At 63.5% G+C, this 14380-nt stretch carries 9 protein-coding genes; 4 read left to right on the top strand and 5 right to left on the bottom strand.

Annotated elements, in window-relative coordinates:
- The first annotated feature begins 127 nt into the window (after positions 1 to 127).
- Together J4G32_RS10895 and J4G32_RS10890 are read left to right on the top strand one after the other, a co-directional pair.
- Positions 128 to 1861 (top strand): IlvD/Edd family dehydratase, encoded by a 1734-nt coding sequence (locus J4G32_RS10895; RefSeq protein ID WP_210490848.1) that lies wholly within the window; start codon positions 128 to 130, stop codon positions 1859 to 1861.
- Between the two features lie 38 nt (positions 1862 to 1899).
- Positions 1900 to 2838 carry a dihydrodipicolinate synthase family protein gene (locus tag J4G32_RS10890; protein WP_210490847.1) on the top strand — a complete coding sequence of 313 codons (939 nt, stop codon included), beginning with the start codon at positions 1900 to 1902 and terminating at the stop codon, positions 2836 to 2838.
- Positions 2839 to 3072: 234 nt separating this feature from the next.
- Here J4G32_RS10890 and J4G32_RS10885 read toward each other — a convergent pair whose 3' ends face one another.
- Positions 3073 to 4209, bottom strand: coding sequence for a succinylglutamate desuccinylase/aspartoacylase family protein (locus tag J4G32_RS10885; protein ID WP_210490846.1), 1137 nt, complete (start codon positions 4207 to 4209; stop codon positions 3073 to 3075).
- A 141-nt stretch (positions 4210 to 4350) separates the two neighbouring features.
- On the opposite strand from J4G32_RS10885, the gene J4G32_RS10880 reads away from it, so the two are divergent.
- Positions 4351 to 5724 (top strand): M20 family metallopeptidase, encoded by a 1374-nt coding sequence (locus tag J4G32_RS10880; protein WP_210490845.1) that lies wholly within the window; start codon positions 4351 to 4353, stop codon positions 5722 to 5724.
- A gap of 26 nt (positions 5725 to 5750) precedes the next feature.
- On the opposite strand, the gene J4G32_RS10875 is transcribed toward J4G32_RS10880, so the two are convergent.
- Positions 5751 to 6380 carry a DUF2239 family protein gene (locus J4G32_RS10875; protein ID WP_246504948.1) on the bottom strand — a complete coding sequence of 210 codons (630 nt, stop codon included), beginning with the start codon at positions 6378 to 6380 and terminating at the stop codon, positions 5751 to 5753.
- A gap of 118 nt (positions 6381 to 6498) precedes the next feature.
- Here J4G32_RS10875 and J4G32_RS10870 point away from each other — a divergent pair, with 118 nt between their 5' ends.
- Entirely contained in the window at positions 6499 to 6837 is a 339-nt protein-coding gene (locus J4G32_RS10870; RefSeq protein WP_210490843.1) for a GIY-YIG nuclease family protein, read from the top strand.
- Between the two features lie 91 nt (positions 6838 to 6928).
- Here J4G32_RS10870 and J4G32_RS10865 read toward each other — a convergent pair whose 3' ends face one another.
- From J4G32_RS10865 to ligD, 3 genes are all read right to left on the bottom strand, one after another.
- The gene (locus J4G32_RS10865) at positions 6929 to 10150 is read right to left on the bottom strand and encodes a peroxidase family protein (RefSeq protein ID WP_210490842.1); all 3222 of its coding nucleotides are present in this window, start codon (positions 10148 to 10150) and stop codon (positions 6929 to 6931) included.
- Positions 10151 to 10495: 345 nt separating this feature from the next.
- Positions 10496 to 11557 carry an ATP-dependent DNA ligase gene (locus J4G32_RS10860; protein WP_343232633.1) on the bottom strand — a complete coding sequence of 354 codons (1062 nt, stop codon included), beginning with the start codon at positions 11555 to 11557 and terminating at the stop codon, positions 10496 to 10498.
- A gap of 24 nt (positions 11558 to 11581) precedes the next feature.
- Positions 11582 to 14260 (bottom strand): DNA ligase D, encoded by a 2679-nt coding sequence (ligD, locus tag J4G32_RS10855; protein ID WP_210490840.1) that lies wholly within the window; start codon positions 14258 to 14260, stop codon positions 11582 to 11584.
- Positions 14261 to 14380 lie beyond the last annotated feature (120 nt).

Raw genomic sequence — 14380 nt, 5'->3', positions numbered from 1 at the left:
TAGCAGCCTTATCAGCTGACTATTAGTACTATTATATGAATCAAATCGAGAGCCTATTCAACCAAAGTCTCGTTCGCGAGAGGCCGCGCCGGACAGCGCGATATACAGTTTCAAGGGCATTGGAAGAATGACCGCAGTCAGGAAACGCCCGTTGCGCAGCCAGGCCTGGTTTGGCCGCCAGGACAAGATGGGCTTCTATTATCGCTCGTTCCTCAAAAACAGCGGATTGCCGCAGGACCAGTTCGAGGACCGGCCTGTGATCGGCATCTGCAACACATGGTCCGAGTTGACGCCCTGCAACGCGCATTTTCGCAATCTTGCCGAGCATGTGAAATTCGGCGTGCTGGATGCGGGCGGCTTCCCGCTTGAATTTCCGGTCTCATCGCTCGGCGAGGTGACCATGCGGCCGACGGCCATGCTGTTTCGCAACCTCGCCGCCATGGACGTGGAAGAGGCGATTCGGGCCCATCCCCTGGATGGCGTCGTGCTCCTCATGGGGTGCGACAAGACGACCCCTGCCCTGCTGATGGGCGCCGCCTCGGCGGACCTGCCGACCCTCGGCTTGTCGGGCGGCCCGCAATTGCGCGGTGTCTATCGCGGCAAATATATCGGCTCGGGCACCAACATCATTTCCATGAGCGAGCAACTTCGCGCTGGCGAGGTGACGCTCGAGGAATTTCACGAAGCGGAGGCCGGCATGAACCGCTCGGCCGGCCATTGCATGACCATGGGCACCGGGTCGACCATGGCGTCCATGGTTGAGGCCCTGGGTGTCGGCCTGCCGGAGAATGCTGCGATCCCGGCCGCGGACGCACGACGCAACCACCTCGCCCGCATGGCCGGCCGGCGCATCGTTGAAATGGTCAACGAGGACCTGGTTCTCTCAAAGGTGTTGACGCGCGAAGCCTTCGAGAACGCCATCCGCACGCTCGCCGCCATCGGCGGCTCGACCAATGCGGTGGTGCATCTTCTTGCCATTGCGGGACGCGTCGGCATCGACCTCACGCTCGACGATTTTGACAGGCTCGGCCGCGAGATCCACTGCCTCGTCGACCTCATGCCCTCCGGCCAGTTCCTGATGGAGGATTTCTACTATGCGGGTGGCCTGCCGGTGGTGCTGCGCACGCTCGGCGAGCGCGGCCTGCTGCACAAGGATGCGCTCACCGTCAACGGCAAGCCGATCTGGGAGAACGTGAAGGACGCGCCGTGCTGGAACCGCGAGGTGATCACCACCTTCGAGGAGCCGTTCAAGCCGGATGCGGGCATTGCCATCTTGCGCGGCAACCTTGCTCCCGACGGCGCGGTCATCAAACCCTCCGCCGCCTCGCCCGAGCTCATGAAACATACCGGTCGCGCGGTCGTGTTCGAGACCGTCGAGGAGATGCACCATCTCGTCGACGATGACGATCTCGACATCGACGAGACCTGCATCATGGTGCTCAAGAACTGCGGCCCAAAGGGCTATCCGGGCATGGCGGAGGTTGGCAACATGCCGCTGCCGCAGAAGCTGCTCAGGAACGGCGTGCGCGACATGATCCGCGTTTCGGATGCGCGCATGTCCGGCACGGCCTACGGCACGGTGGTGCTGCACGTGGCGCCGGAGGCCGCCGCCGGTGGGCCGCTCGCGCTGGTGCAGAACGGCGACCTCATCACCCTCGATGTCCCCGCACGCAGCCTTCATCTTCACGTCGAAGCGGAAGAAATGGAGCGCCGTCGCGCCGCCTGGGTGCCGCCCGCGCCCCATGCCGAGCGCGGTTGGACGAAGCTCTACATCGACCATGTTCTGCAGGCCGACAAAGGTGCCGATCTGGACTTTCTGGTCGGACGCACGGGCTCGCCCGTTCCACGCGACAATCACTGACAATAGAAGACATTGCGAAGACTTTGAAGGGAGAAACCATGTCCGCGTCCGGCCAGTCGTCCACGCGCCCCTATCGCGGCGTCTTTCCCGTGGCTCCGACCATCTTTCATGAGAACGGTCAGTTCGACCGCGAAGGCCAGAACCGCGCCATCGATTTCATGATCGATGCAGGCTCCCACGGCCTCTGCATCCTCGCGAACTTCTCCGAGCAGTTCCTGCTCGATGACGCCGAGCGCGAGACGGTCATGACGACCGTCCTCGATCACGTCGCCGGGCGCGTTCCCGTCATCGTCACCACGAGCCATTTCTCGACCCAGGTCTGCGCCGCGCGCTGCCGTCGGGCGCAAGATGCGGGCGCGGCCATGGTCATGATCATGCCGCCTTTCTTCGGCGCGACCTTGCGCGTCTCCGAAGCCGGGATCGACGCGTTCTTCCGCCGGGTCTCTGACGCCATCTCGATCCCGATCATGATCCAGGACGCGCCGATGGCCGGCACCTTCCTGTCAGCGGCTTTCCTTGCGCGCATGGCCAGGGAGATCGCCAACGTGTCCTATTTCAAGATCGAGGTGCCCGGCGCCGCCGTCAAACTCCGCGAGTTGATCGCGCTTGGTCAGGATGCCATCGCAGGCCCTTGGGACGGCGAGGAGGCGATCACCCTCATGGCCGATCTCGATGCCGGCGCCACGGGCGCGATGACAGGCGGCGGCTATCCCGACGGCATCCGCACAATCATCGACCCCTATTTCGCCGGCAACCGGGAACAGGCTCTCGTCGCCTATGAGCGGTGGCTGCCGCTGATCAACTACGAGAACCGGCAATGCGGCCTCTCGGCCGCCAAGGCGCTCATGAAGGAAGGCGGCGTGATCCGATCCGATGCCCTGCGCCATCCCCTGCAACCCCTGCATCCGGAAGCCCGCAAAGGCTTGGTCGAGGTCGCCCGCCGGCTCGACCCGATGGTGCTGCGCTGGGGGCGATGAGCCCACACGGAAGGGTTACGCCGCGGCCCTAGAGGCTGCCACCATTGCACCAACCCGCTGATAACCGGCCGATGATCGACGCGCGGCTTGCCTCTCCCATGGCGGAGGCAATGGGGTTCAATCCGCGCGAAGTCCTGCCAGTCAGCGAGACACGAGCCGATTCCCTGGGAATCTCCTGTCGGGATCCGTGAACCGCAACTGCCCGACCCGAAAAATTTTTTATGGGACTGGACCCTAGGGATAGGGGTCACCCAGACCGTCCTTCACCTTCGCCGGATCCTGTCCGGCGATCGACAGGAAGGCGGTTCCGGGGCGGGCGATGCGGGAGAACAGCCGTCCGAAAACAACGCCGTCGGTTCGCGATCTGAGGATGGTACGAGGCGTCGAAAGCGGAGCCTCCGGCGAGACGATCTCGGCCACGATCTGCCCTTCGACGACAGACTCGCCGAGCGCCACCTTGTGCACAATGATCCCGGGGGTGAACGCCCGCACATGGTCGACGGCGTCGACCGGCGTCGCGTCGCAGAGAGCGTCCGGAATCTCTCCCGGGTCGCCGGTGATCGCGCCGCTGCGCTGGAGGAAACGGATGATGGCGTCGGCGTCGAAGGCGGCAAGGTCGTCGCTCACATCCGCCTGTCCGCGATATTCCATCGTCACGGCAATACAACCATGGGCGAGTGGAACGTCGGGATAGGCTTCCTTGATACGAACCCACGGAAGATCGCAGGCCTCGTCGAAGCTGCCGCCCGCGCCACCGGTCGACAGGAGCGTGGCGACGCTCTGTGCTTGCGCCGACAGCGCCGCGGCAGCGGGCCACCCTGCATCGTTACAATAGAGATACGTGACGCCCTCGAAGTGGCAATGAAGGTCGAGAACGATGTTGGCGTCGATCGCAAGGCCGAGCAACGTCGCGCGGAGAGCATCAAGTTCGAGATAACCACGCAAGGCCCGCGTTGACTCTCGCAAGGCAGTCCGCACAAGTCGGTCGTTCTCCCGGGCATCCTTTCCGAGTAGCCCTTTCAGGCTGGCTATGGCGGCAGAGGACACATCGGGAAAGTTGCGGTTGAAATTGCCGCCGCCAGCCAGATCACCCCGGCCGATATGCATGTTGAGCATCCGCTGCGAGAGACCAAGCGGATTGGCGAACGGCACCACCACGATCTCGCCCGCAATCTGGCCGGCATCGTCCGCTTCAACGAGTCGGTGCAGGAGATGGTGGGCAACGAGCATCGCCGGCGTCTCGTCCGCGTGCAGGGCCGCTTGAACATAGATCTTCGGTCCCGCGCTTGGCTCACCGAAACGGTGAACCGGCAACCAACGCGTGGTCCCGAAACTGCCCTGCGGAATCTCGATCTCTTCAACCTGATGCATCGCGTGTCTCCTCCTGTCGCGTGGACGCGCGTTTGACGCGGCGCGGCCTTCACGGTTCTGTATCACCCGGCTCGCGATTCGCGTATGCGAACGCCGCGAGGGGTGCCAGCGTACCAGGCTGGACAGACAAGGCAGTGGACGATGGACCGGGCAAACGCGATATCGAGCGCAGAACGCTATTTCGATTCCGGTGCGTTTCAAGAGAGACTCACGCGTCTCGTCTCGCTCCCCACCGAGAGCCAGGACAGCAACCGCGCAGACACTCTGCAACGTTACCTCGAATCCGAAATTCGCCCTTGGCTCGAGACCTTGGGTTTCACCTGCACGATACTGCCTCATCCGCGCGCGAAGAGCTCATTCCTGTTCGCGGAACGGATCGAACATGCGGGTTATCCGACCGTGTTCGGTTACGGTCACGGTGATGTGGTGCGCGGCATGGAATCCGCGTGGCGCGAAGGTCTCTCTCCGTGGACGGTCACGTGTGTCGGAGATCGATGGTACGGACGCGGCACTGCCGACAACAAGGGGCAGCACGCCCTGTGCATCGCGGCCTTGCAATCCGTTCTCGAGGTCAGGGGCAAGCTCGGCTTCAACGCCAAATTTCTGATCGAGATGGGCGAGGAGGTCGGCTCGCCGGGGCTGCGCGAATTGTGTACCGACCATCACCACCGCTTTCAGGCCGATGTTCTGATCGCCTCCGACGGCCCCCGTCTCACGGCCGACCGTCCGACCATCTTTCTCGGCACGCGTGGGGTGGCGACATTCGACCTTTCGATCGTGGCAAGAGACGGCGGGCATCATTCCGGGAACTGGGGAGGCGTCCTGTCGGATCCGGCTATTCAGCTTGCGCATGCCATGAGCACGATCACGTCACCCACCGGGCGGATCGCGGTGGCCGAGTGGCGTCCCGACGGGATTCCGGACTCTGTGCGCGCCGTCCTCAAGGATTTCAAGATCGATTCGGGGCCGGATGGGCCGATTATGGATCCCGAGTGGGGCGAGCCGGGACTCACACCGGAGGAGCAGGTGTTCGGATGGTGCTCGTTCGACGTGCTGGCCATGCGGGCTGGCAATCCGGAGACCCCGGTCAATGCCGTCCCTCCCGACGCATGGGCGCGGTGCCAGCTCCGGTTTGTCAAAGGGATTGACCCGGAACAGATCGTGCCAGCCCTCCGCCGTCATCTGGCGCGCCATGGATGGAGCGGCGTGACGGTCGAGGAGGTCGAAGAGATGTCCCTCGCGACACGACTCGATCCGGCCGATCCCTGGGTCACATGGGCGGCGGGGTCGATCGCGCGCACGACCGGAAAGGATCCGGCAATCCTGCCCAATCTTGGCGGCACCTTGCCCAATGACATTTTCGCGGATGTCCTGGGCCTCCCCACGATCTGGGTTCCCCATTCCTACCCCGGCTGTCAGCAGCATGGTCCTGACGAGCACCTGCTGGCGCCGCTCGCCCGCGAGGGCCTCGCGATCATGGCAGGCCTCTACTGGGATCTTGGCTCAAGACCCTAAGGGCGCGCCTCGCCATCGCTCTGTCATCAAAGCCGGGCAGCACTGTCATCCGGGTTGCCCCACGCCAGCCTCTGCGCGAAATGCCTCACGTCCGGCGGCCACGAGAGAGTGTGTGTGGCAAACCCCTCGCGGTCATCGGCAAACAGGGCCCGGCACGCTTCCTCGAAACCCGGAAAATCGCCCCCCAGCGCCGCCATGAAACGGTAGGCTGCCTCCCGCGCGGCCCGCGCTCTGCCCTCACCGTCATCGGCCTGCCGGGCCTGATCGATCATCCGTCTGAGCGCCTGCGATGCCCCGCCCCTCTGAGTGGCGAGCCAATCCCAATGGCGGGGCAGCAGCGTCACTTCCCGGGCGACAACGCCCAATCTGGGCCTGCCTCGTCCCCTCGCGGGGTTGCCTGCGCCCTGTACCTCAGGCTCGGGCCGAAGCGCGCCGGTTGGATAGGAGGCCAAGAGACGCGCCCGGATGTCGTCCTCGGTGCCGCGGAGATCGAGATCAATCACCGCTCCAGTCTCGTCGTCGAAAGTGAGGATGGCAGCGTCCGGATTTCGGCACAGAGCAGCCTTTACCCCCACAGCGACCTCGATCAGGGGTCCGCAGACAAGGACGGCGCCGCGTTCGAAGGCGCGACAAGGCGTAGACAAGGTGTGGGACAAGGCGGAGTCTCCGGTGACATTTCCATCATGACCCTGATTCAGTCGTTGCGTCAATATTACCCGGATGTTAATCGAAGTCACGGCGAAGCTTTCTCCGCCGTGAAAGAGGACACGGACCATGAAAAGCGCTGATCGAAAAGCGGCTACCGCTGCCTACAAGGAGCGGAAAACGGCCCCGGGAATTTACGTGGTGCGCTGCATTCCGACCGGAGACCAATGGGTCGGACGGGCTCCCGATCTCGCCACCATACAGAACCGGATCTGGTTCAGCCTCGCTCAGGGCGCGCAGCCCCAGCGGGCTCTTCAGGCTGCGTGGACGACCCACGGAGCCGAAAGCTTTGTGTTTGAAGAGGTGGAGCGTCTCGAGGATGAGGAAACGCTCGCGTACGTGAGGGACGGCATCCTCAAGGAGCGGCTCGCCCATTGGTGCGCCACCCTCGGCGCAAAGGCTATCTGACCACAACGGCCTCAAGTGCGTCTGTTCGATACCGTCCAATGGTCAAGCAGACGGCGCCTTGCCGCACCCGGTCGCGCTCAGCCTCGTCCGCCTAGATGACGAAAAAGTCGTGATAGGTGAGCTTCAGACCCTTCTTCAGGCTTGCGATCTCGATGGCCTTTCCGGCTCCCGATCCGTCCGCGTCGTAGGACAGGACGCCTGTTTTGTTGTCGTAGATCAGGTAGTCGTTCTTGTCCTTGGCCTCGCTGCCGACTGTGAAAAAGGCCTTGTTGAGAGCGACCGGCTTCGCCTCGGTGCCCTTCCCGAGCTTGCCGAACACCGCATTGTCGAGCCAGACGGAATCGTCTCTGACGTTGAAGTCCGTGATGGTGTCGAGGTTGGTCGCCTTGTTGGGGCGAGCATTGAACACGAAGATGTCCCGGCCCGAATCGCCCGTCAGGATATCCCGGTCCTGACCGCCGAAGAGCGTGTCATTACCGGTCCCGCCGGCGAGCCTGTCAGCGCCCTTGCCACCCACCAGGCGGTCGTCGCCGGCGCCACCGGACAGACGGTCATCGCCGCTGTCGCCGCCGATGACGTCATCCCCGGTGCTGCCAGCGATGGCGTTATCAAAACTGTTCCCGGACAGCCGGAACGGGCCTGTGCCGATCGCTTTGAGATTCTCGATCTCGGATCCGCGCGCCAGCGTGTAGCTGACGCTCGTCCGGACGGTGTCTTTCCCGCCGTCGCCGATCTCCTTCACGATATCCCGGGCGTTGTCGACCACATAGATATCGTTACCCGTTCCACCGATCATGACGTCCGCACCGCCGCGGCCGATCAGGTAATCGTTGCCGGCGCCGCCGGTGAGGGAATTGACCCCGTCGTCGCCGAAGAGCCGGTCGGATCCGGCGCCGCCGATCAGGTTTTCAATGCCAATCAGCACATCCGCACCGGTCTGGCTGCCGGAGGCACTTCCGGTCATAAGATCCATATAGACAGCCGTTTTCGCGCTCGCATAGGTGACGGTGTCGATGCCGCTGCCACCGTCGAGGGTGTCGGCTCCCGCGCCGCCCTCGAGGAGATCGTATCCGCCGCCGCCGCTGAGATGGTTGTTGCCGGCATCGCCGCGAAGCGAGTCGGCCCCGTCGCCGCCGACGATGTTCTCAATCGAAATCAGAACGTCGCCGGTGGCTTCTCCGCCCGAGGCCTTGCCCGCAGCAAGGTCGACGAAGACCGCCGCAGAACCGCGGTAAACGGCGGTATCGTTGCCGTTGCCGCCGTCAAGGGTGTCGCCGCCTGCGCCGCCCGCGAGACTGTTGTTGCCGCCGTTTCCGCGCAAGCTGTCGGCTCCCGAGCCGCCAATCAGATTTTCGATGGACGTGAGGGTATCACCGGTCGCGTCACCGCTTGAGGCTGTGCCGGCCGCCAGATCGATGGCCACCGCCGTCGAGCCCGCGTAGCTCGCCGTGTCGTTGCCTGCCCCGCCGTCGATACGATCGGCGCCGGCGCCGCCTTCCAGGATGTCGTCGTCAGCCTCGCCGTCGAGCCAGTCGCTTCCCGCACCGCCAAAGAGGCTGTCGTGCCCGGCCCCGCCATGGAGATCATCGTCGCCGTTGCCGCCGCTGGCGGCGTCGTCGCCGCCGTAACCCATCATCAGATCTTTCTTGGAAGTCCCGTTGAGCGACTCGCCGCCCTCGGTGCCGCCGATGCGCTGATGGGACGCGAAGGCGTCGTGGTAGACATATGTGATGCCGCTGGTGCGGCCGATGATGTCGGCCAGAGAAGTGGATTTGATCTCGTTCAGCAGGCTCGTCTCGCCGCTGAGGCGATTCTCGTAGTAGAACCGGTCGCCGTCGCGCAGGTTTTCGAACTGCTTGCTCGTGAGGTCGGTGAAGGTCACTCCGAGTTGCGAACCGCTGACATGCCTCTCAAGCAGACCGCCGATGATGGAATCCAGCTTGGTGATATCGTTGGCATAAACCAACTTGAGCGCAGCCAGCGTCGCGCTGTCGACGCCGTTCTCCGCGGCAAACGTGTCGAAGCTGGTATAGGTCGAAAGACCGAGCCCTGCCCGGAGGGTATTGTAATCGCCCACGCCATGATCGCGGCCGCGCTGGGTGTCCAGCACTGTCAGATCGATGCTGGCCCCGGTGCCGTTGCCGTTGCTTTGGCCGAAGAGCAGATTGCGGTTGCCTTCAACGACCTTGCCGTCGATCTCCTGCGTCTGATGCGCCAACTGACCGCGCACCCACTCGTCGAGACTGGCACCATTGCGGATCGCGTTCGACGCGTTCGCCAGTTCGAAGGACTGAGCGAGGGTGAAGGCCCCGTTCGAGGTGCCATTCTCGGCCAGAATATCGAGCACGTTGCTCGACTGGTCATGACCGAAGCGGAAAGCGACCGTCGTCCATTCGTTGATGACCGACGGGTTCACATCGGATTTATAGCCCGTATAGGCGCCAACCGCGCCGGCACCGAGAAGCTTCGGCAGATATTCCGAATAGACGATATGCTGCCATTCGGCTTCCGTGATGGCCCGGGCAGCCTGGAAGAGCTGCTCCTGAGTCCAGCTCGGAAACTCCTGCGCGAGGCGATCGACCTGCCAGTTATGTTCGCGCGCCCACAAGGTGTGATGCGTGAGCAGCGCCGCGCTCTGGTTGGTGCGGTCGTCGCCCGTCACGAAGAGCGTGGGCGCAAACCCTCCGAGAGCGGTCAGGCCGTTGTTGATGGTGCGGACCTGATCGATCGTCTGACCGGAATCGGCGGCGACCTGGGCAAAGGTGGGAAGCAGATCCTCGGAATCGCCAGATGTGAGAAGCCTGGCGCCCTGGACCCCGTTCACATCGTCGCGCAACAGGTCGAGCATGGTCTGGTTGACGCCGTAGACGGTCGACAGATCGAGGAAGCTGGTCTCGGTCGTCTGCTGCTGGCGAACCCCGTTGACGAGCGTGAACGGCGTGCGGATGAACGGAAACGGCAGCCCGGCGAGATTGACCGGCGCGTCTACGCTCGGGCTGCCTGCGGCCTCAGCGACGTCGTGGGTGAGAAACTGCCCGAAAAACTGGAAGAATTCGTTGGTCTCTGCGGCATTCGGCAGGTTGACGTCATTCCCGAAGCCATCCTTCGGCTGCGCGAGAATCTGGTCGCTGATGACGCGCGGGATCGGCGTCAGCGACATCTGGCCCGCGCCATCGAGATAGCTGTCAGGCGTCACTCGGACATAGAAATCGCCGGCGGATCCCCAAAGCGGGTTGGCGATGTTGTTGCCGATGCCGGTCGGATCGCGGGCGATGAGGCTTGAGGCAAAGTTTGCCGAGATTCCGGATGACATGTGCAATTCCCCTCGCGCACCACGAACTCGATGTGAGCACAGGTCAGACACGCACAAATCAATTCGACGAAATATAATTTAGAATACGCAGCACCCTTCCCTAGAGAAACTCACTGGGGAGGGACGCTTGCGGCGTATTCTGAAGACCTTCGACAGAACAACTTCGGCATCTGGGTGCCAAAAAACACTGGCATGACGGGCCTGATTTGACAATTTTCCTGAGGTATTACCGCTTAAGAGATGGTTTTTTCGCTTGCCATATGAGCAGCCGCTCGGCAGCGCGGAAGTTCGAAAAAGTGATTCTGCCGCTGAAAACAAGCGTGGCCGGACAATGGTTTAGTCAAGCTAGACAGGCATGCCGGGCGGCTCGATTTGATCCAACAAGCATTGATCGGGACGCTTGTCCGGCCGCCATCTTAGCAATTTCGTTCCGTGGCGAAAGCGATTGCCTGTGACGTGATCGAACCGAACCTCGACCACGAGTTCCGGTCGCAAAGGCTGCCATTCGCTGCTTCGCTCCGTGCTCCACCGGCTCGGCCCACCCGGCGCCTTGCCCGTGAAGCCCGGAGGCTCGCGCAGCGCCTCAAGCCTGCGGGTCAGCTCGGCCCGCTCCGCAGCCGGAATGGTCGAGGTGAAACCCACATGGTCGAGCTTGCCCGCATCGTTGTAGAGCCCCAGGAGGAGCGATCCGACATTCCGGCTGGCACTTTCGTAGCGGAAGCCCCCGACGACGCAGTCCGCCGTTCTGAGGCGCTTGACCTTGATCATCGTTCTCTGGCCAGGCTCGTAAGGGCTGCGAAGCCGTTTGGCCACAACCCCATCCGTCTGGCCGTCGAGAGAGCCTTCAAGCCATTCGGCCGCGATGGCTCGATCGTCGGTTGAAGGCGACAGGACAAGTCTCTCCGGCAGAGCAGCCTCGCTCATGAAGGCCTCGAGCGCCTTCCGGCGCACGTCGAGCGCATCCCGCCATGTCTCACCTCCATCTGGACAGATCAGCATATCGAAGACGGTCAGACGCGCAGGCGTGGAAGCCGAGAGGGTCCGGATCCGACTTTCGGCCGGGTGAAGGCGCATCTGCAGGGCATCGAAAGCGAGCGCGCCGTCCTGTTCGATCAGCAGCTCGCCGTCGAGGACGAAGCTGCGTGGACGGATGTCCCTCAGCATGCTGACGACTTCGGGAAAATAGCGCCCCAGGGGCTTTCCCGACTTTGCCCGCAGCTCGACCGCGTCGCCGTTCTTGAAGGCGAGGCAGCGAAAGCCGTCCCATTTCGGCTCATATTGCCAGGGCCCGTCCTCCTCCGGCAGCTCTGGCGCGGACTTGGCCTCCATGGGAGGAGTGTCAAGCGGTAGCGCAAACGGTGTCTCGGATGGCGACGCCGTTGCGGTTTTTGACGAACGTGGTGACACAGGGTGTCCTCTCTCAGAGCCGTCTCAGGCCGCAAGCCTTGCTTTACCGAGTTTCTTGATGGCGTCTTCGAGCGACCCTTCGCTGTCGCCATACTCCGCCCAAGCCTTGCTTTTCCCGATCAGCGTCGGAACCGAACGGATCGTGTAGCGGGCCGGGTCGAGATCCGCCTTCACTTGCGCCCATGTGAGGGGCATCGATACGAGGGCTCCGGGCCTCGCACGGGGGGACAGCGGGGAAACGGCGGTCGCCATGCGGTCATTGCGCAGATAGTCGAGAAAGATGCGACCTTCTCGAAGCTTCTTGGCCATGTTGACCACGTATCGCTGCGGCTCGTCCTTCGCCAGCCGGAGGCAGACCTCACGGGCGAAAGTTTTGGCGTCGGGCCAAGTCGACTTGCGACGCCCGGTTGACGCAAGAGGCGTCACCACATGCAGCCCCTTCCCGCCCGTGGTCTTGCAGAAACTGGTAAGGCCGAGGTCGTCCAACCGCGTCCGCAGGGCCTTGGCGGCCTCCACGACGGTCGAGAAGGCGACGCCGGGGCCCGGATCGAGGTCGAAGACGAGACGTCCGGGGATCTCGGGTTCGCCGGGGCGACAGTTCGAGGGATGCAGCTCCATGCCGGCCACTTGCGCAACGGCCGCAAGCCCCTCGATCCTGTCGATCTGAAGGTAGGGCTTCTTGTCTCCGAACACGGTGACGAGTTCGAGGAGGTTGGAGGTTCCGGGCATGGCATGGCGCTGGAAGAACTGTTCGCCTCCCAGCCCGTCAGGGGCCCGGATGATCGAGCAGGGCCGGCCGTGCAGATGCGGCATCATCCAGGCGCCGACCGCCTCGAAATAAGCGGCAAGATCGCGCTTGCTGACCGGAACGCCGTCCCCCGCATCCGGCCAGAGCGCCTTGTCGGGGCTGGAAATCGTGACTCCCATGACCACGGCCTTTCCGGACTTTCCCGTCCGCGACTTTGCGGGGGACCGCGGCGCTGCCGGTTCCGGCACCTCCGTGGCCGCGGCACTTGCGGGCCTCTCCGCTTCGACCTCGGCCGCAGGCTTGTCCGCCCGCAGCCCCTTGAAGGCTGCCTGGCGAACCATCCCCGCGCCTGTCCAGCCCGCGAATTCGATCTCGGCCACGAGGTCAGGCTTGGTCCAGTGGGTGTTCGCGTCCTTTTTCGGCGCACCGATCCCAGTGAAAGGCGAGACAGTCGATTCCGTCGCCCGCAAAGCCTCCAGAAGAGGTTTGACCTTGGCCGCGCTAAAGCCGGTCCCGACCCGACCGAGATAGACGAAATGATCGCCCCGGTGGACCCCTGCAAGGAGCGAGCGAAACTTTCCCTGCGTCGTTGTCCACCCGCCGATGACGACTTCGTGGCCGGCGCGACACTTGGCTTTCGTCCAGCTTTTGGTGCGGCCCGAGCGATAGGGCGCATCCAGCCGCTTGGATACGATGCCCTCCAGCGAGAGGCGGCAGGCCGATTGCAGCACGGCGTCGCCGCCGGTCTCGAAATGCTCGACAAAGCGGATCAGCGTCGCCGGCACCTTGTCCAGCCCTTGCAGCAACGCCTCCAGGCGGATTTTCCGATCTGCCAAGGACTCGGACCGCAGGTCCCGCCCGACGTCATAGAGGAGGTCGAACCCATAAAAAATGAGATCGTCGGTTTCGCCTTCCGACAAAGCGGCCTGAAGGGCCGCGAAATCCGGAGCGCCGTCATGGTCGAGAGCAACGATCTCGCCGTCGATGATCGCATCCGGCAACCCGCTGGCTGCCCGCGCGATCGCCCCGAACTTCGCCGTCCAGTCGAGACCCTTGCGGGTTTTCAGGGTGGCCTGTCCGCCGGCAATCCGCAGCTGCATCCGATAGCCGTCGAACTTGATCTCGTGCGCCCAGCCGTCGCCAGAGGGCGGGCGCTCCACCGGCTCACAGAGCTGGGGCGGGATGAAGTCTGGCAGCGATGTTGACGCCGCGGCCTTGGATTTCGGTGGAGCGCGCCGCAAGGTCTTGGACGTCGCGGCCCCCTTTTCCCGTTCGCTGGCTGCCAGGCCCTGGCTGCTGTCCCAAACGGCATCCGGGCCGGCCGCCTTTTTCCCGGACAGCATGAAGGGCGTCGGACCCTTGCCCTTGCCGGCAGCGATATCCGCCATCGAACGGCCAGAGGCGACGGATTGATCGTCCTTGAGAACAGCCTCGCCATTACCGTCACTGCTGAACGAGTCCCGATGCTTGATCAGGAGCCAGTTCGTCCGCTTGCCGCCGTTGCGGTCTTTCTTCATGCGCACCAGCACCCAGCCGCCATGGAGCCGGTCGCCTTGGAGGGTAAACTTGAAGTCGCCTTTGGCCAGTTGTTCTTCGGGAGTGCCCTCCCCGTCGGGCTCCCAGAACCCGCGATCCCAGAGCTGCACCGTTCCGCCGCCATACTCGCCTTTCGGGATGGTGCCTTCGAAGTCACCATACTCAAGGGGATGGTCTTCGACCTCGACGGCCAGACGCTTGTCATGCGGGTCGAGCGACGGACCGCGGGTCACGGCCCAGGATTTGAACACGCCATCCATCTCGAGACGCAGGTCATAATGGAGACGGGTGGCCGCATGTTTCTGGATGACAAACCGGCCGCCGCTGGCGTGGGCTCCGCCCGCCTCGCCGCTCGGCTCACTGGTCTTCGTGAAATCGCGCTTTGCCCGATAGGTTGAGAGTTTGCTGTTGCCTGACACGAAGCGTCACCCCGTTTTGTCATCGCCCTTGCGCGAGCGGCATGCAGTAACGCCGCGAGGGTGGCGTTGGTTCTGGCAGTTCGGGACGCCCAGGAACGATGATCCCGGTCCCTGGTTGTG

This window comes from Microvirga antarctica (genome assembly GCF_017921815.1).
GTDB classification, from domain to species: domain Bacteria; phylum Pseudomonadota; class Alphaproteobacteria; order Rhizobiales; family Beijerinckiaceae; genus Microvirga; species Microvirga antarctica.
This window is presented reverse-complemented; position numbering and strand designations above follow the sequence as displayed.